We start from the raw sequence: 22,883 nt of genomic DNA on the forward strand, positions 1-22,883 counted from the left end.
AATGTATAATTCATATATGTTTCTTATTTTACCATTTTTAACTTAAAATACTTTGGATAAACTATTTATTATGATAAAATAAAAATTAGTTATATATTTTTTTATAAGGAGTTTAATTATGAAGATAAGCATGGATAAAATAATAAGAGCTATGTCGATTGCATTGGATTTGGCACAGATGAGTTCAAGAGGAAGTAATTATAATACCCCTATTATAGAAAAAATAACGAACATAAACTATTCTAATCATAGATTTATGCATCATTCACAAAGAACTACTTATATTGCTCTTAAAATTGCTGAACAGTTGAATTTGAGTGAGGATAGGAAAAAATATATATATGTGGTTTCTCTTCTTCATGATATAGGAGCGTCAAATTGTCTTGATGAAAGTCATTCATCAAGTTTATTTATAAAGAAACACTGCATTACAGGTGCGAATATAATCAGCACTTTCCCAAAATTTAAAGGAATTGATAGAATAATATTGTACCATCATGAAAATTTTGATGGCAGTGGTGCCATTGGACTGAAAGGAGACTCTATCCCTATAGAGAGTCAGATAATCAGGGTTTCCGATATAACTGAACTTCTGTATAAAGAAGATGAAAATGTTTTTAAACAGAGGGAGTACATCAGAAATTGGATAAAAAGGAAAAGTGGCATTATATTTTCAAAGGAGATAGCGGATGCATTTCTGGATATTTCATCCAAAGATATATTCTGGTTTGATATGGAAAACATATCTTTTATGGATATAATCCTGGATAAGGTAAGACCAAAACTGAATATATATTTTGATTTAAATGAATTTGCAATAATAGCAGGAATATTTGCAAATATTATAGATGACAAGAGCAAATTTACGGCTACACATTCCAAAGGTATAGCTGAGCTGGCTTATTTGGTTTCAATACATATTGGATATGACAGGGAGAAATGCAGTAAAATGAGGATAGCAGGGCTTTTACATGATATAGGAAAACTTGCCATTCCAATAAGTATACTTGACAAGGAAGGAGCTTTGACTCCTGAAGAATTTGAAATAATAAAGTCACATGTATATTACACAAGGATAATACTCGACAGGATAGAGGATATACCGGATATAAGTACATGGGCATCAAATCATCATGAAAAATTGAATGGAAAGGGATATCCAGAGGGGCTTACAGCAAAAGATCTGTCGGAGGAATCAAGAATTCTTGCCGTATGTGATATATATCAGGCCTTGACGGAAGACAGACCGTATAGAATTGGAATGGAACGTGGGAAGGCATTTTCCATAATGGATGATATGGTCAAGGGAGGATTTATATGTGGAAGAGCTTTTGGAAATTTAAAATGTGCATTGAATTCTATAAATGAAATTAAGGATGTAGCGAGGTGAGTGTCAGTGGATTTCTTTTCGGGCAGTGAGGAAGACACCGTAGGTTTGGGTGAGAGACTGGGGAGGCTTCTGAAGGCTGGAGACATAATTTGTTTAAATGGAGAACTTGGTACAGGGAAAACACATTTTGTAAAGGGATTGGCAAAAGGACTTGATATAGATGATACAATAACGAGTCCGACTTTTGCCATAGTGAATGAATACAAGGGGAGATTGAAACTCTATCATTTTGATGTATACAGGGTAAATGATCCTGATGAAATAGAGGCTATAGGATTTGATGAATATATTTTCAGCAATGCAGTGAGTATTATAGAGTGGTCGGATTATATAGAACAGCTTATACCGGAGGAACACATAAAAATAAATATAGAGAAAGACGCATTGCAAGGATTGAATTTTAGAAAAATAAGTATAAATTATTGTGGTGAAAGATATGATTATATAAAGGAGTTAGTTTAAATATGAAAGTACTGAGTCTGGATTCTTCAACGGAATGTGCAGCATGTGCAGTATTATCCGAGGAGAAATTGTATGGGGAAATATTATTTAATTATAAAAAACAGCATTCCAGGATATTGATGCCCATGATAGATAGTCTGCTCAACAATATCGGAATGGATGTGAATTCATTGGATGGATTTGTAGTTTCAAAGGGTCCGGGATCATTTACAGGACTTAGAATTGGGGCTGCAGTAGTGAAGGGACTGAGCCAGGGAAGCAGCAAACCTTTCGTGGGAGTATCTTCCCTGGATGGATTGGCATATAATTTATCCTATACTGAGGGAATAATATGCCCCATGCTCGATGCTCTTAGGGGGAATGTCTATACTGCTGCCTATAAGTTTCAAAATAGTCAGCTTGTTAGGATGAGTGAATACATGGTAGTTCCCATAGGGGATCTGATAAACAGGTTGAATTCTATGAAGCAGCAGATTTGTTTTATCGGGGATGCTGTTTCAAAATTCAGAGAGGAAATCTTGAAGAGCAGTACAAATACGGTGATATTTGCACCTGTCAGTATGAATATTGTAAGGGCTTCTTCTATAGGAGAAATTGGAATTAAGCTTATGAGGGATAAAAAATATGATGACATATACAGCTTTGCACCTTTTTATCTAAGAAAATCACAGGCGGAAAGAGAATATGAAAGGAAAGCGAAATTGGAACATCATGAGTGATATAGAGATAGTACCATTGAAATTGGAGCATATGGACAGAGTGGAAACAATAGAAAGACTTTCGTTTTCAATACCATGGAGCAGAGAATCAATGGTTCAGGAGATTGAAAACAATAAATTTGCAAGGTATATAGCTGCAATAAAATTCGGCACGATAATAGGATACGGAGGAATGTGGGTTGTACTCGATGAAGCGCATATAACAAATATAGCAGTACACCCTGAGTACAGGGGTATTGGAGCGGCAAGTGCCATTATGGAGGGACTCATGGAATTATGCAGACTTGAGAATATAGCTGCAATCACTCTGGAGGTTAGAAAATCAAATATAGTAGCCCAAAGCCTGTATAAAAAGTACGGATTTGTGGAAGAAGGACTGAGGAAAGCCTACTACGTGGACAATAAGGAGGATGCCATAATAATGTGGAATCATAACGTGTTGTAAAATTAATATCGATATTATAGAGGAAATAGGAACTTTTTATAGAATATTTTAAGTAGGAAATAGAAAGGATGTGTTGTATATGTCAAAGAAAAAAATTTTGGTACCACTCGATGGAACTGAGAGAAGTATGCACTCCCTTGATTGGCTTAAAAAAATGTTTCGGAGTGATAGCGTGAAAATAACACTTATGAATATTAAAGAAATAGTTATAGCAAATGATATGGTTATTACGAATGATGAAATTAAAAGAGTGCAGAAGGAAAGTGAAGATGTTTTAAATGATGCCGAGAAGCAGCTTGAAGGTTACGAGGTTGAAAAGTATTGTGCTTTTGGATATGCAGCAGATGAAATACTACTGAAAGCAAAAAGAGATAACTATGATATGATAATCATGACCAAATCTACAAAAAAAGGTCTGGCCAGGATGATTGGTTCGGTAACCTCCAAAGTTGTGAAAAATGCACAGACTCTGGTAATGATTGTACCTGAATAAATAGATATAACTTTAAATTCAGATGGCTATAATATTTGTATGTTATAGCCATTTTGTGCATAGGTGACAAACGATGTTATAAATTTAACAAATTTAGTATTTAAATAGAGGAAATAGGCTGTTTATGTAGAATAATATTATTATATAGATTAAGAAAGGGTGTGCTATCATTTTGGATAATAGAAAAAAAGTTTTAATCCCGGTAGATGGATCTGAAAGAAGTATGCATTCTATTGAATGGGTTAAAAAATTATTTAAAGAAGATGAAGTGGATATAACTCTCATAAATGTTATAGAAATAGTTCTTGTAAATGACAAGGTCGATCTTGATCAGAGATATAATGCAGAGAAAATAAGCAATGAATTTCTGGAAAAGGCAGCTGAAAAGCTAGAAGGATATGATGTAAAAAAATATTGTACCTTTGGATATGCTGCGGATAGAATATTGAAAAAAGCAAAATTGGATAAGTTTGATATGATAATTATGACCAGATCCACTAAAAAGGGACTTGACAAGATAATTGGTTCAGTAACTACCAAAGTAGTAAAAAATGCTGAAAATTTAATCCTGATCGTTCCGGAATAAGTTGATATTTTATGAGCCATAATGTTAATGATGCATTATGGCTATTGTATGTGTATAAAAATTTGTTATAATATATCTGAAATTGCGAACTGATATACATAATTATGGAGGTATTTAAGATGACTTTTAAATCAGACATAGAAATAGCCCAGCAGTGTAATATGCAAAACATATTGAATATTGCCGAAAAATTGAACATACCAGAAGAAAATGTAGAATTATATGGTAGATACAAGGCTAAGATAGACTATAATGTTCTAAAAAAAACACCCGATAAAAATGGGAAATTGATATTGTGTACTGCTATAAACCCAACTCCGGCAGGTGAAGGAAAGACTACAACCTCCATTGGTTTGGCAGATGCACTTTCAAAGCTTGGGAAATCTACTGTAGTGGCACTTAGAGAACCTTCCATGGGACCGGTCTTTGGAATCAAAGGAGGAGCAGCAGGAGGCGGATACGCCCAGGTTGTTCCTATGGAGGATATAAATTTGCATTTTACAGGAGATATACATGCACTGACAGCAGCCAACAATCTGCTTGCTGCCATGATAGATAACCATATACAGCAGGGAAATTCCCTGGATATAGATCCGAGGAGAATAACCTGGAGAAGATGTGTGGATATGAATGACAGACAGCTTAGATTTATAGTTGATGGACTTGGCGGAAAACCGAATGGAAATCCAAGAGAGGATGGATTTGATATAACGGTGGCATCGGAAATAATGGCGATATTCTGTCTTGCCAACAATATAAAAGACCTCAAGGAAAGAATTGCGAAGATAATAATAGGTTACAACAGAAGCGGAGATCCTGTGACTGCACATGATTTAAAAGCTGAAGGTGCCATGGCCGCACTGCTGAAAGATGCACTCAAGCCAAATCTTGTTCAGACACTTGAAGGCACCCCTGCTTTTATTCACGGCGGTCCTTTTGCAAATATTGCACATGGGTGCAATTCAATAATGGCAACAAAAATGGCAAAACACTTTGGAGATTATGCGGTTACGGAGGCCGGTTTTGGTGCCGATCTCGGAGCGGAAAAGTTTGTTGACATAAAGTGCAGAATGTCAGGTCTGAAACCTGATGCAGTTGTAATAGTTGCTACTGTAAGGGCACTAAAATACAATGGCGGAGTAGAAAAAGCAAATCTTGGAAAAGAGAACCTGGGAGCACTTAAAGCTGGAATACCGAATTTATTGAAACATGTTGAAAATATAACAGGGGTATTCAAGCTGCCGGCAGTGGTTGCCTTGAATAAATTCCCGACGGATACTGAAGCTGAACTTAAGCTGGTGGAAGACGAGTGCAGTAAACTTGGAGTAAATGTAAAGCTCTCTGAAGTATGGGAAAAGGGAGGAGAGGGTGGAATAGAGCTTGCAAAAGAAGTACTCAGGATTATAGAGGAAGAGGATAATAATTTCCAGTTTGCCTATGATGTGGACTTACCTGTTAAAGAGAAAATAAAAGCTATAGCATCAAGAATATATGGAGCAAAAGATGTGAATTTTACAAAAGAGGCAGATAAAGAGATAAAAAATCTTGAAAGACTGGGATTTGTAAATACTCCAGTATGCATAGCAAAGACTCAGTACTCATTGACAGATGACCAGACGAGACTTGGCAGACCGACTGATTTTACAATTACCGTGAGACAGATATCTATTTCTGCAGGTGCCGGCTTTATAGTTGCAATGACCGGTTCCATAATGAAGATGCCAGGACTTCCAAAGGTTCCGTCTGCGGAAAAAATAGATGTGGATGAGAATGGGGTAATAAGTGGACTATTTTAATATATTTATGTGTAAGGTGATGAAATATGAAAATTGTAGATAATCCATGCAGAGATTTCTTGGAGGAGCTTTCTTCCAAAAGTGCGGTACCAGGCGGAGGCGGTGCGGCAGCCATGGATGGGGCCATGGGGGCGGCGCTGTTGAGTATGGTATGCAGTCTTACTCTTGGAAAGAAAAAATATCGGGAATATGCTGAAAAGCTTGAATCAGTACTGGAGAGTGCAGGGAAGTTAACTAAAGAGTTCCTGGATATGGTTGATGAGGATGCAGAGAATTTTATACCGCTTTCTAAAGCTTATGGAATTCCCTGCAGCAATGAGGAAGAAAAGATCAAAAAAGAGAAAATAATGGATAAGTGCCTGAAATCGGCCTGTATAGTGCCTGTGAAGGTGATAAAGAGAAGCTATGATACTATCCTTTTACATTCATCCATAGTTGGTAGCTGTTCTGAACTTGTGCTCAGTGATATAGGAGTGGGAGTTCAATGCCTTAAAGCAGCTATGTCAAGTGCATATTTAAATGTGATTATAAATATTAAATTCATAAAAGACAGGGAATATGTTGCAAAAATAGAGGACGAAGTAAAGTCTCTGCTTAAAGATGGAGCCAAAATTGCAGATGATGTCTATGAAAATGTAGTAAAGAAGCTTTCTGAATAGTTTCAAATCAATGTTTTAACAGATGGGAGATAACTGATGTGCAATATAATCAAGGGTAAACCTGCAGCAGATGATATAAGTTCTTCACTGATTTCTGAGGTGGCTGATTTAAAGTCAAAGAATATTATACCAAAGCTCACTATAATAAGAGTCGGGGAAAATGAAAGTGATATCGCCTATGAAAGAGGAGCCTTGAAAAGATGTGGGAATATAGGCATAGATGTAGATGTGAGAAAATTGCCTGAGAATATAAGCCAGAAAGATTTCATACGGAAGCTGGAAGAAAAAAACGATGACAGATCTGTTAATGGAATAATGGTATTCAGGCCGCTTCCGGAACATCTTGATGAGAATGTTATAAAATATTCAATAGATCCTGAAAAGGATGTAGACTGTTTTAATCCTGCAAATATGTCTAAAATACTGGAAAATGACATTTCTGGATTTGCACCCTGTACTGCAGCAGCCGTGATGGAGATTTTGAAATACTACAAGGTGGAAGTCCAGGGTAAAAGGGCTGTTGTAGTAGGCAGATCAATGGTAGTGGGGAAACCACTTTCACTTCTGCTTTTAAATGCAAATGCCACAGTTACTGTATGCCACTCCAAAACACAGAACATGAAGGAAATTTGTTCTGAAGCTGACATACTTGTAGCATGTGTTGGAAGACCCAATATGATAGATTCCGCTTATATCAAGCAGGGAGCTGTTGTGATTGATGTGGGAATAAATGTGGATCAAAATGGAAGCTTGTGCGGCGATGTGGATACAAAAAGCTGTATTCAAAAGGCAGAAATGATAACCCCGGTACCCGGAGGTGTCGGTTCAGTCACTACGTCCGTACTTGCAAAACAGGTTGTTGCAGCTTGCAAATTTCAGCATAATCTTTAAATTATTTTCATCATATACTTGAATATTGTTTTCATATATGCTAGACTTTAATTGTAAATAAAAGATAATATGTTGGCAGAGTTTATGAGAGCCAGTTTTAAGATATGTTCATATCTTGAAATTGGCTTTTTTGTTTTATAGACAATCAGATTTATGGTTTAAGATATAAAATTAAGAGGAGGCATATTCAATGTTTGATGTAACAATTATAGGTAGTGGGGTTATTGGAAGCATAATTGCAAGGGAACTATCGAGATATAAATTGAATATATGTGTTCTTGAGGCAGATTCGGATGTGGCAAACGGAACAAGCAAGGCAAACAGTGCCATAGTACATGCAGGTTTTGATGCAAAACCTGGAACGCTCAAGGCTAAATTGAATGCAAAGGGAAATAAAATGTTCGATGAACTTTCAAAGGAGCTGGATTTCCCATTCAAGAGGATAGGCTCTCTGGTGCTGTGCTTTGATGAAAATGATATGGACAATCTAAATGGATTAAAAGAACAGGGGCAGGAAAATGGAGTGCCGGATCTTCAGATACTGAGCGGTGATGAAGTAAAAAAGATGGAACCAAACCTTTCAGACAACGTAGCAGCAGCTCTTTATGCGCCTACTGGAGCTATTGTCTGTCCATATGAAATGACCATTGCTCTGGCTGAAAATGCAGCGGATAATGGAGTGGAGTTTAAGCTTGATACGAAGGTTTTGTCTCTGAATAAATATAATGACAGGTATAAAATAGAAACTACAAGAGGCAGTGTAGAGAGCAGGCTGGTTATAAATGCTGCAGGTGTATTTGCAGATGAAATAAACAATATGGTGAGTTCAAATAAAATTCACATAATTCCAAGAAGAGGCCAGTACTGCCTGTTTGATAAGGCGGTTGGGAACATGGTTTCAAAAACTATATTTCAGCTTCCAACTAAAATGGGCAAGGGTGTACTTGTTACTCCAACTGTAGACGGCAATCTCCTTATAGGACCTGATGCAGAGGATATTGATGACAAGAATGATGTTACAACCACAAGCCAGGGACTGGATTTTGTAACAGAGAAAGCAGAGCTGAGTATAAAGCAGGTTCCGGTGAGACAGATTATAACTTCATTTTCAGGGCTCAGGGCCCACAGTATTTCGGGAGATTTTATAATAGGCGAGGCAGAAGATGCCGAAGGATTCATAAATGCCGCAGGAATAGAGTCACCTGGACTTTCCAGTGCTCCTGCCATAGGTGAAATGGTCAAAAATATAGTAGTTCGGAAGTTGAACCCAGCTGTAAATGAAAAATTTAATCCTGTAAGAAAAGGGATACCAAAGTTTAGAGAAATGAGCAATGCTGGGAGAAAAAAACTCATAGCCGAAGATTATAGGTATGGAAAAATAATATGCAGATGTGAGACTGTTACCGAAGGTGAAATAGTAAATTCCATAAGAAGAACTCTTGGAGCAAGAACTCTGGATGGAGTCAAGAAGAGGACAAGAGCAGGAATGGGAAGATGCCAGTCGGGATTCTGTGCTCCGAAGGTTGTAGAAATACTTTCAAGAGAACTTGGAATATCACCTGAAGAGGTGACTAAATTTGGAAAACACTCAAATATATTGGTAGGAAGAGACAAAGAAGATATCTAGGTTACAGAATCTAATTTAAAATAGTTGGAGGTTGGAAATATGGAAAAGCATGATATAGTTATAATCGGTGGTGGTCCGGCAGGACTTGCAGCTGCCATATCCGCACGGGAAAATGGAATTGATGATATATTGATACTTGAAAGGGACACCCAGCTTGGCGGGATATTGAACCAGTGCATCCACAATGGATTCGGACTTCATACCTTTAAAGAGGAATTGACGGGGCCAGAGTATGCCCAGAGATTTATAGACAAGGCAAAAGAGATGAAAATACCGTATAAATTGAATACAATGGTTTTGGATCTCAGCAGAGACAGAAAGATAACAGCAGTAAATGAAGAGGATGGAATAATAGAGATAGAGGCCAAAGCGGTTATACTTGCCATGGGATGCAGGGAGAGACCTAGAGGGGCCATAAATATACCTGGAAGCAGATGCGCCGGAATATACACGGCTGGAGCAGCTCAGAAATTTGTAAATGTGGAAGGATACATGCCTGGAAAGGAAGTTGTGATACTTGGTTCAGGTGATATAGGACTCATAATGGCAAGGAGAATGACACTTGAGGGTGCCAGGGTAAAAGCAGTGGTAGAACTTATGCCATACTCCAGCGGACTTAAGAGAAATATAGTCCAATGTCTGGATGACTTTGGAATACCGCTTGAATTAAGCCATACTATTACAAATATAAGGGGAAAAGACAGGGTTGAAGGGGTAACTATTGCAGAGGTAGGCAGTGATAGAAAGCCTATTAAATCTACAGAAGAGTATATACCCTGTGATACGCTTCTTCTGTCTGTTGGACTGCTTCCGGAAAATGAACTTTCACGAAAGGCGGATATCAAGCTTTCAAATGTAACAGGTGGACCGCTTGTTGATGAAAGCCTTGAGACTGACGCAGAAGGTATATTCGCATGCGGAAATGTACTTCATGTTCATGACCTTGTAGATAATGTAACTCTGGAAAGTATAAATGCAGGGAAAAGTGCCGCTGAATTTGTAAGCGGAAAGAGATTTGATGGAGAAAAAATAGAGGTTATAGCTACGGATGGAGTCAGATATACGGTACCTAAATATATAAATCCTGGAAATATAGAGAAGTTCATAGATGTAAGGTTCAGAGTTGGACAGGTTTATAGGGACAGCTATATATCCGTATATTTTGATGAGACCAGGGAGATGCATATCAAAAAGAGAATACTTACACCGGGAGAGATGGAAACAGCAAAACTTGTAAAGGCACAATTTGAAAAACATTCTGACTGCAGAAAAATAACCATAAAGGTAGAGGAGGAATAATAATATGGAAAGTAGAGAATTAACTTGTATAGGATGTCCCATGGGATGTCAGCTGCTGGTGAAACTGGACGGACACAAAGTTGTACAGGTTACAGGCAATACCTGCAAAAGAGGAGAGATATATGGTGAAAAAGAATGTACGAATCCTACCAGAATAGTTACATCCTCTGTATATGTTAAAAACGGTGAAATAGACGTAGTACCGGTCAAGACCAAACGTGATATTCCCAAAGAGATGATATTTGACTGCATAAAGGCCTTGAAGGATGTAGTTGTGGAAGCACCCATAGACATTGGAGATGTTGTGGTCCAGAATATATTGGGCACAGGTGTGGATGTAATTGCCACAAAAAAGATAGAAAGAGTAGATGCTTCGGGCAATATAAAAAGTGCCTAGATAATATTTTACATTTAACTATATAAATGATAGTCCGTACACAACTTTGTATGGGCTATTTTTATTCGAATTGAAATGCAACAGCATATTGGGTATAATTAGCATAGACATTGGAAGGAGAATATTGATAGCATGGATAATAACAAATTGAAAAAATTACTGGAGGAGCTTTCATCCTTTGAACAGCTGAAGCCGTCCAGCATACCGGATATAGACCTGTATATGGATCAGGTTACTACCTTTATAGATGAAAAACTTGGATATCTCAAGAGAAACGAGAAGGATACGGCCCTCACCAAGACAATGATCAACAATTACACTAAAGCAGGAATACTCATGCCTCCAAACAAGAAAAAGTATTCGAAACAGCACATGATACTTATTGTGCTTATTTATTATTTGAAACACATATTATCTATAAACGATATCCAGAGATTGTTCCTGCCGCTGGTTGAATCAATCAATTCAGGAGAAAATCATGATGAGGATCTGGAATATATATATAACAGCTTTTTGAAGATAGAGAGAAAAGAAATGGATGAATTCATAGGGAATTTTGAAGACAAAATTCATGAATGCACCGATTACATTGACGCTGAAGATACCGGTTTGGAACGTGGAAAACGGGTTGATAAAGATGATGTAAGCAGCCTTATCGTCATTGTAATTATGCTGGTTGTAAAGGCGAATATAGAAAAGAGGATGGCAGAGAAGATAATTGATGAATTTTTTTAGAATTCATCAATATACTAAAACAATTTGTTGAAGCAGTCCTTGCAGATTATAGTGCTGCCCTTGTTTCCATAAATTGCATCTTGAGAGTTTACTATTTTGCCGCATATTTCACATCTTACGGATGACGTGGAACTACTGCACTTCATATCCGCTTTTTTCAGAGTGCTCCTGGAAAAGAGTTTCAGGTTTTTTTTACTGTTTGGAGGAGGGGAATACAGAATTGGCTTTTCACAGGTTGTCCTTTTTATGACTTTATAATCTATGGAATACTGGCTTTCACCGAATAATTCCAACTCAAACCGTGGGTTGTCCTTATCATAGAATTCCTCGATGATTATCCTTCTGATCTGCGCATCGTTTATTATGAGTCCACTCTTTTCAATACCGTCAAATATGCTTTTTGTTATGTTGTTTGTATCAGGATGACGTTTCCTGCTTTTATAATATACCTTGAGCACTGCAATAAGGGCTTCCTCAATTACTGTGCCTGGATTCTGGCACATTGCCTCGTAGGCAATCTGTTCTTCATACAGTGCATATCTGTCATGATATTTTCCTGAATTATAGGGCAGGATAGCCCTCCCCTTTATGTTGAAAAGTTTGAAGTTTGATTTTGATATAGGTGAACCTCCGACTACAATTTTTGCATAAGTTTTATTCATGGTATACTTCCTTGTGAATTTATTATATTAAATACTATTATAACATACTTGTATTTTACAATTACTAAGAATAAAATAGTTAAAGTGACAATAATTCAAGATTAGAAGGGTAAAAATATGGAAAAAGATATGAGAATACTTGCTATTGAGAGCAGTTGTGATGAAACTTCGGCAGCAGTCGTATTGAATGGAAGGGAAGTTCTTTCGAACATAATATCCTCTCAAATAGATATACATACCAAATTTGGAGGCGTTGTCCCTGAGGTGGCATCGAGGAAACATATAGAGGTTATAAGCCTTGTTGTAGACAGGGCTATAAAGGAGTCCGGAATGGATTTGAAGGATATAGATGCAGTGGGTGTTACATATGGACCGGGACTTGTAGGTGCACTTCTCGTGGGACTTCAGTATGCAAAGGGACTTGCCTATGCACTTGACATACCTTTAATTGGTGTAAATCATATAGAGGGACATATAAGCGCCAATTTTATACAGTATAAGGAATTGAATCCCCCATTTATATGTCTTGTAGTTTCCGGAGGGCATACCTATATTGTATATATGAAGGACCATGGAGATTTTGAGGTACTCGGCCAGACAAGGGATGATGCTGCAGGAGAGGCTTATGACAAAGTGGCCAGAGCCATAGGACTTGGATATCCTGGTGGACCCAAAATAGATAGGCTGGCCAGGGATGGAGATGAGGATGCGATCAAGTTTCCAAGGGCCAATTTCCATGACAGGAAGTCTCTTGATTTTTCATTCAGCGGACTGAAATCGGCAGTTTTGAATTATCTCAATCAGAAGGAAATGAAGCATGAGTCAATAAATAGAGCTGATGTGGCGGCATCTTTTCAAAAGGCAGCAGTGGATTTTCTGGTGGATAATTCAATGAAGGCATGCCATATGAAAATGGTAGATAAGATGACGGTAGCCGGAGGAGTAGCTGCAAATACTTATCTTAGAAAAATTTTAACTGAATCTGGAGACAGAAATGGAATAAAGGTACTGTTCCCGGAATTTGTACTCTGTACTGACAATGCGGCCATGATAGGAAGTGCGGCTTACTTTGAATATATGAAGGGAAAAATTTCCGGAATGGATTTGAATGCCGTGCCGAATTTGAAAATAGGTGAAAGATAAATCGGTATAGATAAAATTGTCATGACAATATTTCATGACAATACATAATAAATGCAAGTCAAAAAAATAAATAATTCAATTGAAATAATTTTGATACTTATATATAATAGTGTTATGTCTAAAAATTATTTACAATTATGTGATAAATTAATTCTAATTTATCATTTTTTGCATAAGGGGTTGGTTTGCTTTGATAAAAAAATTTAAAAGGGTTCTTGTAGCAAACAGAGGAGAAATTGCTATAAGAATATTTAGGGCGTGTCAAGAATTAGGAATAAGAACAGTGGCTATTTATTCAGACGAAGACAAGAGATCATTATTTAGAACAAAGGCTGATGAGGCCTATTTAATAGGAGAGAACAGGGGACCTGTAGAAGCCTATTTGAATATTGATGAAATAATAAGTCTTGCCTTGAAAAAGGGTGTAGATGCCATACATCCGGGATACGGTTTTCTTTCGGAAAATCATGAATTTGCAAAAAAATGTGAAGATGTAGGTATAGAATTTATAGGACCTACATCCAGTATGATGGAAAAGCTTGGGGACAAGATTACCTCCAAGATATTCGCAGAAAAAGCAGGTGTAAAAACAATTCCGGGTGTAAAAAAACCGATAAAGTCGGAAGATGAGGCACTTGAATATGCAAGATACTGTGGATATCCGGTTATGATTAAAGCGGCCGATGGCGGCGGTGGAAGAGGAATGAGAATAATTCAAAAGGAGGAGGATTTGCTTGAAGCTTATAGAAATGCGAAAAGTGAATCTTTAAAAGCTTTTGGATCAGACGAGATGTTCATTGAGAAATATATTGAAAGTCCAAAGCATATAGAAGTTCAGGTGCTTGGAGACAAGTATGGCAGCATAGTTCACCTCCATGAAAGGGATTGTTCCATACAGAGAAGGCATCAGAAGGTTATAGAATTTACTCCCGCCTTTGCACTAACCCAGGAATTAAGGGAGAGTATATGCAGTGATGCACTTAAAATAGCAGGTTCTGTAGATTACAGAAGTGCCGGTACACTGGAATTCCTGGTGGATAAGAATGGAAATCACTATTTTATAGAAATGAACCCTAGAATTCAGGTAGAACATACAATAACTGAAATGGTAACCGGAATAGACATAGTTCAGAGTCAGATACTCATAGCTGAAGGTTACAGCCTTGATTCAAAAGAAATAGGCATCACATCACAGAATGATATAAAGCCCAGAGGTTATGCCATCCAGTGCAGGATCACCACTGAAGATCCATCAAATAATTTTGCACCGGATACAGGCAGAATTGACAAGTATATGACAGGATCGGGTTTTGGTATAAGGCTGGATGGAGGCAATGGCTTCACGGGTGCAGTTATAAGTCCCTACTATGACAGCCTTCTCGTAAAGACAATATCATGGTCAAGGACATTCAGGGATGCTGTAAGAAAGGCCACAAGATCTGTAAAGGAGACTGTTGTAGCAGGAGTAAAGACAAATATCGACTTTTTGATAAATGTGTTGAATCATGAGGAGTTCATAAAAGGTAAATGTGATACCAACTTTATAGCAAATAATCCTGAATTGTTTGAAATATCGCCTAAACAGGATACGGAATTGAAAATATTGAAGTTCATAGGAGAAAAAGTTGTAAATGAAACCCACGGTGATAAAAGAGATTTTGATGTCCCAGTAGTGCCTAAAGTTGAATTTAATGGCGAACTCAGGGGAACAAGGCAGATATTGGATGAAAAGGGACCTGAGGGACTAATCAAGTGGATCAAGTCCCAAAGCAGACTGCTGCTTACGGATACTACCATGAGGGATGCACATCAGTCTCTAATGGCTACCAGGATGAGAACAAAGGATATGATAAAGATAGCCAGAGATGAATCTATTATATCAAAAGATCTGTTTTCCATGGAAATGTGGGGAGGAGCCACTTTTGATGTATCCTACAGATTCTTGAAGGAGTCACCATGGGAAAGACTTGAAAAGCTTAGAAAGAGGGTTCCAAATATACTTTTTCAGATGCTCATGAGAGGTTCCAATGCAGTAGGATATAAAAATTATCCGGATAATGTGATAAGAAATTTCATAAGGGAATCTGCGCAATCAGGAATTGATGTATTTAGAATATTTGATTCACTCAATTGGCTGAAGGGAATGGAAGTAGCAATAGATGAAGTGTTGAACCAGGGCAAGATCGCCGAGGCATGTATGTGCTATACAGGTGACATACTTGATACGGACAGGGATAAATATACACTTGAGTACTATGTAAACTTTGCAAAAGATATTGAGAAATCAGGTGCGCATATACTGGGTATAAAGGATATGTCGGCACTTTTGAAGCCATATGCTGCGGTCAAGCTCATAAAGGCACTTAAAAATGAAATATCCATACCTATACATCTTCATACTCACGATACAACTGGAAATGGGGTGGCTACCATATTGATGGCTGCACATGCAGGGGTGGACATAGCAGATGTTGCTTTCAGCAGTATGTCCGGACTTACAAGCCAGCCTTCTCTGAACTCTGTAGTTGCAGCGCTTGAGAATACAAGCAGGGATACAAGAATGGATCAGGACGGTCTTCAGAAGATTTCCGATTACTGGAGTGCGGTCAGGCCGGTTTACAGTCAGTTTGAATCCGGACTAAAAGCTGGAAGTGCAGAAATATACAAATATGAAATACCTGGAGGACAGTATTCAAACTTGAAACCTCAGGTTGAGAGTTTTGGACTTGGACATCGATTTGAGGATGTAAAGGAAATGTTCAGAAGAGTAAATATTATGATGGGAGATATAGTGAAGGTAACCCCTTCTTCCAAAATGGTCGGTGACATGGCCATATTCATGATCAAGAACGGGCTTGATGAAAATAACATATATGAAAAAGGGAAGAATTTAACTTTCCCTGATTCAGTAGTTTCATATTTTAAAGGAATGATGGGACATCCAATGGGAGGATTTCCTGAAAAGCTCCAGAAATTAGTTCTCAAAGGTGAAAGGCCTCTTGATGGGAGGCCGGGGGAACTGCTTCCGCCAGAAGATTTCGACAGGATAAAGGAAGACCTTTCAAAAAAATACAAGAGAGAGTTTTCAAACAAGGAATTATTGAGTTATGCCCTATATCCAGATGTATATGAAGATTACCTGAAATATTTGAAAGAACATGGAGATTTCAGCTGCATGGGAAGCGATATATTCTTTCATGGGCTCCGGGAAGGTGAAACTTGTGAAATTAACATAGCCGAGGGAAAGACACTTATTATACATTTACTTGAAATAGGAAAGGTCGATTCGGAAGGCTATAGATATTTGGTATTTGAGGTAGATGGAAACAGGAGAGATGTCAGAATTAAGGATAGAGCAAGTATGGAAGCTGTACATTCCTATGAAGAAGGGATTACCATGGTAGATCCTGACAGCGAGAAGGAGATAGGTGCGAGCATACCTGGAACCATTGTAAAAATACTTGTAAATCCCGGTGATAATGTAAAAGAAGGTCAGAGCCTTGTAGTTATAGAGGCCATGAAAATGGAGACAAATATAACTGCTGGTGAAGACGGCATTATAGACGGAATATTTGTCAAAGAAAGACAGCAGGTTAAATCAGGACAGCTTTTAATTAGATTTAAATAAATTTTATAAATATTGTGGGATTCAACATAAAATGGGGCATTTTATGTTGAATCCTATTTTTTATTTATGTTAGAATATTTATAATTTCATAATTTCAGAGGAGGATAATAGAATATGGAAAAAGTAGGTTTGGTTCTGGAAGGCGGAGGAATGAGAGGACTGTATACAGCAGGAGTCCTGGATTTTTTTATGGAGAAGAATCTATACTTTCCATATGTAATAGGGGTTTCAATGGGTGCCTGTAATGCTGCGTCCTATATTTCAAGGCAGAAGGGAAGAAATAAGAGAATCAATATAGATTATATTGATGATCCGAGATATTTGAGCATAAGGAACTGGATTTCAAGAAAGGGAATATTTGGCTCTGATTTTATATTTGATGAAATACCAAATAAATTGGAACTTTTCAATATGGAAGCTTTTAAAAATTCAAAGGAAAAATTTGTTATAGGTACAACTGACTGTGACAATGGAAAACCTGTGTATTTTGAAAAGGATGAGTGCATGGACGATGTACTGGATATTATTAAGGCCTCCAGCAGTTTACCTTTTATGTCACCTATTGTAAAATATAATGGTATAAATCTTCTCGATGGAGGGATTTCGGACCCCATACCTGTGAAAAAATCCATTGAAGATGGGAATAATAAAAATGTAGTCATACTTACCAGAAATAAGGGTTATGTTAAAAAACCACTTAAATTTAAATTCCTGGTGAGAAAGGTTTATGCTTCCCACAAAGGTCTGATAGATTCCATGATAAACCGTTATAAAAAATATAATGATACAATAAAATATATTGAGAAATTGGAAAGACTTGGGAAGACATTTGTAATACGCCCCTTGCAGGCAATGAAGGTCAAGAGAATAGAGAAGGACAGAAAAAAGCTTGTTGAACTTTATGAACAGGGTTATAAGGAAGCCGAAAAGTATTATGAAGATCTAGACAAATGGCTTCAACTTAATTGATAAATATGAGAGGAGATTGTAAATGAATATAGGAGAAAGTTACAGTGGCTTTAAATTTATAGAAAAAAAGGATATAGCCGAGTTGAATTCTACCGGAATGATTTTCGAACATGAAAAAAGTGGTGCCAGATTATTCTTTCTGAAAAATGATGATGAGAACAAGGTGTTTGCCATAAGTTTCAGGACCCCGCCGGAAAACAGCAAGGGAATACCGCATATACTTGAGCATTCAGTATTATGCGGCTCAAGAAAATTCCCGGTGAAAGAACCTTTTGTTGAACTTGTCAAAGGTTCATTGAATACTTTTTTAAATGCCTTTACTTTCCCGGACAAAACCATGTATCCTGTTGCAAGTGTAAATGACAGGGATTTTGAAAACCTTATGGACGTATATCTTGATGCAGTTTTTTATCCAAACATATATAAGTATCCGGAAATCATGATGCAGGAAGGATGGCATTATGAACTTGACAATAAGGATGCCGATTTAACGTATAAAGGTGTAGTATATAATGAGATGAAGGGGGCATTTTCATCTCCCGAGTCCATATTGTTCAGAAAAATTTCGGAGTCACTTTATCCCGATACCCAGTATGCAGTTGAATCAGGAGGAGATCCGGACGTAATACCTGAACTTACACAGGATGAATTTCTCGCATTTCACAGCAGGTACTATCACCCTTCAAACAGCTATATATATCTGTATGGAAATATGGATATAGAAGAAAAGCTTAAATTCTTAAATGATAATTACTTGAAAGAATTCAACAGAATAGATGTGGATTCACATCTTCGCAGGGAAAGTTCATTTGAAAATAAAAGGGAAATGATTATAAATTATCCTATATCAAGCAGTGAAAAATATGAAGACAAGACATTTCTAAGTTTGAACTACTCTGTGGGAAGTGCAGTGGATTCAAAGCTCTATCTGGCATTTGACATACTGGAGCATATGCTTCTCGAAACACCATCCTCCCCGTTGAAAAAGGCCTTGATAGATGCAAATATAGGGAAAGATGCCTTTGGAACTTTTGAGGCAAGTATGCTTCAGCCCATGTTCAGTATAGTAGTTAAAAATTCCAATGAAAGTGAAAAAGACAGGTTTAAGGAGCTGGTCACAAATACACTTCAAAAACTTGTAGATAATGGAATAGATGAAAAACTGGTGGAGGCATCTATCAATATAAAAGAATTCAGATTGAGGGAGGCTGACTACCAGGGATATCCCAAAGGCCTGATTTACGGGATGAAGGCCATGGATGGATGGCTTTATGATGCGAAACCATGGATACATCTTGCATATGAGGAAAATTTGAAGGATATAAAATCTTCACTGAAAGATAACTATTTTGAAGAACTTATAGAAAAGTATATTTTAAATAACAATCACAGTTCATTTATAATGGTTAAACCTGAAAAAGGCCTTGAGGAGAAAAAGGAACAAAATTTAAAAAATGAACTCAGGACATTCAAGGAGAAACTTAGTGAAGGTGAAGTGGATAAAATAATCCTGGATGCAAAAAATTTACATGACAGACAGAGAACCGAGGATAAAAAGGAAGACTTGGAAAGGATACCCCTTTTGTCCGTATCGGATATAGAGAAAAAGGCAAAGAATCTGGAGTTGGTTGAAAAAGAGGATTATGGTGTAAAAACCTTGTTTCACCCTGCATTTACCAATGGAATTATCTATGTGAACCTGTATTTTGGATCAGATACGGTGGAAAAGGAATTGATACCATATGTCTCACTTCTGGGTACCGTACTTGGAAAGATAAGTACTGAGCATTATGACTATGGAGAACTGTCCAATGATATAAATATATATACTGGAGGTATAAACTTTATAGCAGAATCCCTTTATGACAGTAGGAATATAGATGTGTTTTATCCAAAGTTCATAGTAAGATCCAAGGTATTGAGAAATAACATGGAGAAGCTTTCAAAGCTTGTGAATGAAATTGTGAATTACAGCAAATTTGATGAATACAAGCGTATAAAGGAAATAATCCAGGAAACCAAGTCGAGAATGGAAATGATAATGTTTGACAGAGGCCATGTTGTAGCTGCAAATAGAGCAATGTCCTATTTTTCAAACATGGGGAAATATGATGATTTGCTGAACGGACTTGGATTCTATAAATTTATTTGTGATAGGGAAAAGAACTTTGATGCCGAGAAGGAAAAAATAAGTGCCAATTTGAAAAAAGCTGCATCGCTTATTTTCAATAAAAACAATTTGATGTCAGGTGTTACATGCGATTCAAAAGACTATGATATATTTGGGAGCAGTGTAGATGAAATATACGGCAATCTTCAAAAGGACGATGTCAAGCACAATAAATACGACTTTAAACTGGAGGTTAAAAATGAAGGACTGATGACTTCGGGAAAAGTACAGTATGTAGCTAAAGCCTATAATTTCAGAAAACTTGGTTATTCCTATAATGGAAGCATGCAGGTCTTGAAGTCTATAGCAAATTATGACTATTTGTGGAATCAGGTCAGAGTTCAGGGTGGTGCCTATGGCTGTTTCTCCGCATTTTTAAGAAATGGGAATGTATTTTTTACATCCTACAGGGACCCGAATCTGGATAAGACTCTCGATGTATATGACAGTGCCGGGGAATTTTTTGTGAAATTTGAAGCCGACAATAGACAGATGAGCAAGTATATAATAGGAACCATATCTGACTTGGATTATCCGCTTTCACCTTCAGCTAGCGGCCAGAGGGCATTTGAAAATTTCATTAAGAATATAACTTATGAAGATCTTCAAAGAGAAAGAGAGGAAATTTTGAGAACTACGGTTGAGAATGTAAAAAAACTTGCTCCGGTTGTTTCAGAGATAATGAAACAGAATTACTTATGTGTACTTGGAAATGAACAGAAGATAAAAGACAGTGAAAATATATTTAGCACAACCTTCAATTTGTTTGAATAATAAAAGCTGCGGCGCTAAAAATAGTGCCGCAGCCTCTTTAAATTATAACAATTAAACTACACTGTTTTCATTTAAATTATCGTAGTCACCGGATTTTAAATCTTTAATCCAATGTTTTATGCTTTCATACAATATGACTACAAGTATTGCTATAAGTATAAAAGAAAGTACTACAAGCAGGTGTTTGCCGTTTGGTATATAATTTGAGAATATATTTGTAATGGAAGCTGCAAGGGTCATTACAGATATAAACGCCATAGGAAGTACTGTCATAGGTATATACTTTTTCTTTCCCATTCTTATAAGTACCGATGTACCTATTGCAAAGGCTATAGCTGCAAGGCTCTGATTTGCTACACCAAACAGAGGCCATATTGTAGAAATATTTCCTGTATAAAGCAGATAGCCCCAGGAGAATGACATCAGGAAGCTGAAAAATATAATGTTGAACCAGGAGTCTCTTCTTTTAAATGGTTCGTATACTTTGCCCAATAAGTCCTGAAATAGATATCTTCCTATTCTTGTACCGGAGTCTATAGTTGTAAGTATGAACAATGCCTCAAACATTATGCAGAAGTGATACCAGTAAGACATCAATCCTTTCATGCCGGGTATTTTGTAGAATACATAGGACATACCAACTGCAAGGGATACAGATCCACCGGGTCTTCCTGCAAGCTGTTCTCCTACCATCTGAGACAGCATAGGGAGCTCTTTTGGGATCATACCCAATTTTTCAAAGGCAGCTGGTGCAGAGTTTATGGCAAAATAGTCGGCAGTAGGAAGACAGGTTGCTGCAATCAATGCCATAAGTGCTATAAAGGATTCTATAATCATGGAACCATAACCTATAGGCAGTATGTCCTTTTCATTTGATATAAGCTTAGGTGTAGTTCCCGTACCTATTAGAGAATGGAATCCTGATAATGCACCACAGGCAATAGTTATGAATACAAATGGAACGACCTTGCCTGGAACTATAGGACCTCCTCCACTTATAAATTGTGTAACTGCAGGCATTTGAAGTGTAGGCCTTACAAGTATTATACCTATTACAAGAAGTCCTATAACGCCAAGTTTCATGTAGGTGCTCAGGTAATCACGCGGAAGAAGTAAAAGCCATACAGGAAGAACCGATGCACAAAATCCATAAAGGGCAAGAATAAGTGACATTTGTTTTAAATTGAAAGTCAGATATGGTGCCAGAAATGAATGTTGGACATAAGGTCCTGCAATAACACCCACAAGAATAAGAAGCATTCCTATGATGGTAGCTTCTGCTATTTTCCCCGGTCTTAAGAATTTAAGATATATACCGATAAAAATAGCTACAGGAATTGTGAAACCTACAGTAAAGGTTCCCCAGGGACTGTTGTATAGTGAATTTACAATAGGAAGGCCCAGACCGGCCATGGTTATTACAAGTATGAATATAACTGAAATGGATGTGATAAGTCCCATCCTCTCGCCGAGATTCTTCCTTGCAATTTCTGCAATGGATTGTCCATCTTGTCGGACTGATGCAAATAAAATAACCATGTCATGAACGCCGCCTGCAAGAACACCTCCAATTAAGATCCATAGAGTACCTGGAAGATATCCGAATTGTGCTGCAAGAACAGGTCCTATAAGTGGCCCTGCACCGGCAATTGCCGCAAAATGATGGCCTAGCAGTACCCATTTGTTGGTTGGAACATAGTCATGTCCATCATCAAATTTCTTTGATGGTACCTCCCTTGTTTCATCTAGAACAAGTACCTTTGCTGCAATAAAAGATCCATAAAACCTATAACCTAAAACTAATACGAGTGCGCCTACTATTACAAGTACTATTGAGTTCATAAAACCCCTCCCTAATTTAATATTTGCGAATAGTAAAGTTTATTAAATCGATTTCATATATATATTAATACTTTATACACAAATTTTATATTAAAATTCCTTGAAGTGATAAAAATCAACTATGAATTGTAATAATAGGTGGTTGATTGGCAGAGAGAATTTATATCTTGACAACAATTCATAATTAGTAAAGAAT

The 22,883-nt window shown here is 37.2% G+C and carries 19 protein-coding genes; 17 read left to right on the top strand and 2 right to left on the bottom strand.

The features are described from left to right. Window positions 1-118: 118 nt before the first annotated feature. From LKE46_RS17500 to LKE46_RS17560, 13 genes are all read left to right on the top strand, one after another. Window positions 119-1,390 carry an HD-GYP domain-containing protein gene (locus LKE46_RS17500; RefSeq protein WP_291725433.1) on the top strand — a complete coding sequence of 424 codons (1,272 nt, stop codon included), beginning with the start codon at window positions 119-121 and terminating at the stop codon, window positions 1,388-1,390. A gap of 6 nt (window positions 1,391-1,396) precedes the next feature. After that, the gene (gene tsaE / locus LKE46_RS17505) at window positions 1,397-1,852 is read left to right on the top strand and encodes a tRNA (adenosine(37)-N6)-threonylcarbamoyltransferase complex ATPase subunit type 1 TsaE (RefSeq protein ID WP_291725435.1); all 456 of its coding nucleotides are present in this window, start codon (window positions 1,397-1,399) and stop codon (window positions 1,850-1,852) included. Window positions 1,853-1,854: 2 nt separating this feature from the next. Continuing rightward, entirely contained in the window at window positions 1,855-2,571 is a 717-nt protein-coding gene (gene tsaB / locus LKE46_RS17510; protein ID WP_291725437.1) for a tRNA (adenosine(37)-N6)-threonylcarbamoyltransferase complex dimerization subunit type 1 TsaB, read from the top strand. After that, the gene (rimI, locus tag LKE46_RS17515) at window positions 2,564-3,016 is read left to right on the top strand and encodes a ribosomal protein S18-alanine N-acetyltransferase (RefSeq protein WP_291725746.1); all 453 of its coding nucleotides are present in this window, start codon (window positions 2,564-2,566) and stop codon (window positions 3,014-3,016) included. Before tsaB ends, rimI begins: the two co-directional genes overlap by 8 nt. Window positions 3,017-3,095: 79 nt before the next feature. Continuing rightward, complete coding sequence (locus LKE46_RS17520) at window positions 3,096-3,509, top strand: universal stress protein (protein WP_291725439.1); 414 nt, start codon at window positions 3,096-3,098, stop codon at window positions 3,507-3,509. Between the two features lie 172 nt (window positions 3,510-3,681). Further along, window positions 3,682-4,095 (top strand): universal stress protein, encoded by a 414-nt coding sequence (locus LKE46_RS17525; protein ID WP_291725441.1) that lies wholly within the window; start codon window positions 3,682-3,684, stop codon window positions 4,093-4,095. Window positions 4,096-4,214: 119 nt separating this feature from the next. Further along, window positions 4,215-5,891 (top strand): formate--tetrahydrofolate ligase, encoded by a 1,677-nt coding sequence (locus LKE46_RS17530; RefSeq protein ID WP_291725443.1) that lies wholly within the window; start codon window positions 4,215-4,217, stop codon window positions 5,889-5,891. A gap of 26 nt (window positions 5,892-5,917) precedes the next feature. After that, window positions 5,918-6,550, top strand: a complete 633-nt coding sequence (locus tag LKE46_RS17535; RefSeq protein ID WP_291725445.1) for a cyclodeaminase/cyclohydrolase family protein — start codon at window positions 5,918-5,920, stop codon at window positions 6,548-6,550. 36 nt (window positions 6,551-6,586) lie between these two features. Beyond that, window positions 6,587-7,441: a bifunctional 5,10-methylenetetrahydrofolate dehydrogenase/5,10-methenyltetrahydrofolate cyclohydrolase gene (locus LKE46_RS17540; protein WP_291725447.1), complete on the top strand. Its 855-nt coding sequence runs from the start codon at window positions 6,587-6,589 to the stop codon at window positions 7,439-7,441. Between the two features lie 190 nt (window positions 7,442-7,631). After that, window positions 7,632-9,068 (top strand): NAD(P)/FAD-dependent oxidoreductase, encoded by a 1,437-nt coding sequence (locus tag LKE46_RS17545; RefSeq protein ID WP_291725448.1) that lies wholly within the window; start codon window positions 7,632-7,634, stop codon window positions 9,066-9,068. A 39-nt stretch (window positions 9,069-9,107) separates the two neighbouring features. Beyond that, entirely contained in the window at window positions 9,108-10,367 is a 1,260-nt protein-coding gene (locus LKE46_RS17550; protein WP_291725450.1) for an NAD(P)/FAD-dependent oxidoreductase, read from the top strand. A 4-nt stretch (window positions 10,368-10,371) separates the two neighbouring features. After that, on the top strand, window positions 10,372-10,764 hold the full coding sequence (locus LKE46_RS17555) for a DUF1667 domain-containing protein (protein ID WP_291725452.1): 393 nt from the start codon (window positions 10,372-10,374) through the stop codon (window positions 10,762-10,764). Between the two features lie 132 nt (window positions 10,765-10,896). Continuing rightward, on the top strand, window positions 10,897-11,499 hold the full coding sequence (locus LKE46_RS17560) for a DUF1836 domain-containing protein (RefSeq protein ID WP_291725454.1): 603 nt from the start codon (window positions 10,897-10,899) through the stop codon (window positions 11,497-11,499). 14 nt (window positions 11,500-11,513) lie between these two features. Here LKE46_RS17560 and LKE46_RS17565 read toward each other — a convergent pair whose 3' ends face one another. After that, a complete protein-coding gene (locus LKE46_RS17565) occupies window positions 11,514-12,161 on the bottom strand; it encodes a RusA family crossover junction endodeoxyribonuclease (RefSeq protein WP_291725456.1) in 648 nt (215 codons plus the stop codon). Window positions 12,162-12,278: 117 nt separating this feature from the next. On the opposite strand from LKE46_RS17565, the gene tsaD reads away from it, so the two are divergent. The 4 genes from tsaD (at window position 12,279) to LKE46_RS17585 (ending at window position 20,845) form a co-directional block, all read left to right on the top strand. Further along, a complete protein-coding gene (gene tsaD, locus LKE46_RS17570) occupies window positions 12,279-13,304 on the top strand; it encodes a tRNA (adenosine(37)-N6)-threonylcarbamoyltransferase complex transferase subunit TsaD (RefSeq protein ID WP_291725458.1) in 1,026 nt (341 codons plus the stop codon). 193 nt (window positions 13,305-13,497) lie between these two features. After that, window positions 13,498-16,932 (top strand): pyruvate carboxylase, encoded by a 3,435-nt coding sequence (locus LKE46_RS17575; RefSeq protein ID WP_291725748.1) that lies wholly within the window; start codon window positions 13,498-13,500, stop codon window positions 16,930-16,932. Between the two features lie 114 nt (window positions 16,933-17,046). Continuing rightward, entirely contained in the window at window positions 17,047-17,901 is an 855-nt protein-coding gene (locus LKE46_RS17580; protein WP_291725460.1) for a patatin-like phospholipase family protein, read from the top strand. Window positions 17,902-17,923: 22 nt separating this feature from the next. Further along, window positions 17,924-20,845 (top strand): insulinase family protein, encoded by a 2,922-nt coding sequence (locus LKE46_RS17585; protein ID WP_291725462.1) that lies wholly within the window; start codon window positions 17,924-17,926, stop codon window positions 20,843-20,845. 51 nt (window positions 20,846-20,896) lie between these two features. On the opposite strand, the gene LKE46_RS17590 is transcribed toward LKE46_RS17585, so the two are convergent. Continuing rightward, window positions 20,897-22,687 (bottom strand): carbon starvation CstA family protein, encoded by a 1,791-nt coding sequence (locus LKE46_RS17590; protein WP_291725464.1) that lies wholly within the window; start codon window positions 22,685-22,687, stop codon window positions 20,897-20,899. Between the last annotated feature and the right edge of the window lie 196 nt (window positions 22,688-22,883).

The organism is Clostridium sp., assembly GCF_022482905.1.
Taxonomy (GTDB): Bacteria; Bacillota; Clostridia; order Clostridiales; family Clostridiaceae; genus Clostridium_B.

Excerpts from the sequence above, each read along its gene's own strand:
- LKE46_RS17500 (WP_291725433.1), top strand. The coding sequence starts at position 119 with ATGAAGATAAGCATGGATAAAATAATAAGAGCTATGTCGATTGCATTG.
- tsaB (WP_291725437.1), top strand. The coding sequence starts at position 1,855 with ATGAAAGTACTGAGTCTGGATTCTTCAACGGAATGTGCAGCATGTGCA.
- rimI (WP_291725746.1), top strand. The coding sequence starts at position 2,564 with ATGAGTGATATAGAGATAGTACCATTGAAATTGGAGCATATGGACAGA.
- LKE46_RS17520 (WP_291725439.1), top strand. The coding sequence starts at position 3,096 with ATGTCAAAGAAAAAAATTTTGGTACCACTCGATGGAACTGAGAGAAGT.
- LKE46_RS17530 (WP_291725443.1), top strand. The coding sequence starts at position 4,215 with ATGACTTTTAAATCAGACATAGAAATAGCCCAGCAGTGTAATATGCAA.
- LKE46_RS17535 (WP_291725445.1), top strand. The coding sequence starts at position 5,918 with ATGAAAATTGTAGATAATCCATGCAGAGATTTCTTGGAGGAGCTTTCT.
- LKE46_RS17540 (WP_291725447.1), top strand. The coding sequence starts at position 6,587 with ATGTGCAATATAATCAAGGGTAAACCTGCAGCAGATGATATAAGTTCT.
- LKE46_RS17545 (WP_291725448.1), top strand. The coding sequence starts at position 7,632 with ATGTTTGATGTAACAATTATAGGTAGTGGGGTTATTGGAAGCATAATT.
- LKE46_RS17550 (WP_291725450.1), top strand. The coding sequence starts at position 9,108 with ATGGAAAAGCATGATATAGTTATAATCGGTGGTGGTCCGGCAGGACTT.
- LKE46_RS17555 (WP_291725452.1), top strand. The coding sequence starts at position 10,372 with ATGGAAAGTAGAGAATTAACTTGTATAGGATGTCCCATGGGATGTCAG.
- LKE46_RS17560 (WP_291725454.1), top strand. The coding sequence starts at position 10,897 with ATGGATAATAACAAATTGAAAAAATTACTGGAGGAGCTTTCATCCTTT.
- LKE46_RS17565 (WP_291725456.1), bottom strand. The coding sequence starts at position 12,161 with ATGAATAAAACTTATGCAAAAATTGTAGTCGGAGGTTCACCTATATCA.
- tsaD (WP_291725458.1), top strand. The coding sequence starts at position 12,279 with ATGGAAAAAGATATGAGAATACTTGCTATTGAGAGCAGTTGTGATGAA.
- LKE46_RS17580 (WP_291725460.1), top strand. The coding sequence starts at position 17,047 with ATGGAAAAAGTAGGTTTGGTTCTGGAAGGCGGAGGAATGAGAGGACTG.
- LKE46_RS17585 (WP_291725462.1), top strand. The coding sequence starts at position 17,924 with ATGAATATAGGAGAAAGTTACAGTGGCTTTAAATTTATAGAAAAAAAG.
- LKE46_RS17590 (WP_291725464.1), bottom strand. The coding sequence starts at position 22,687 with ATGAACTCAATAGTACTTGTAATAGTAGGCGCACTCGTATTAGTTTTA.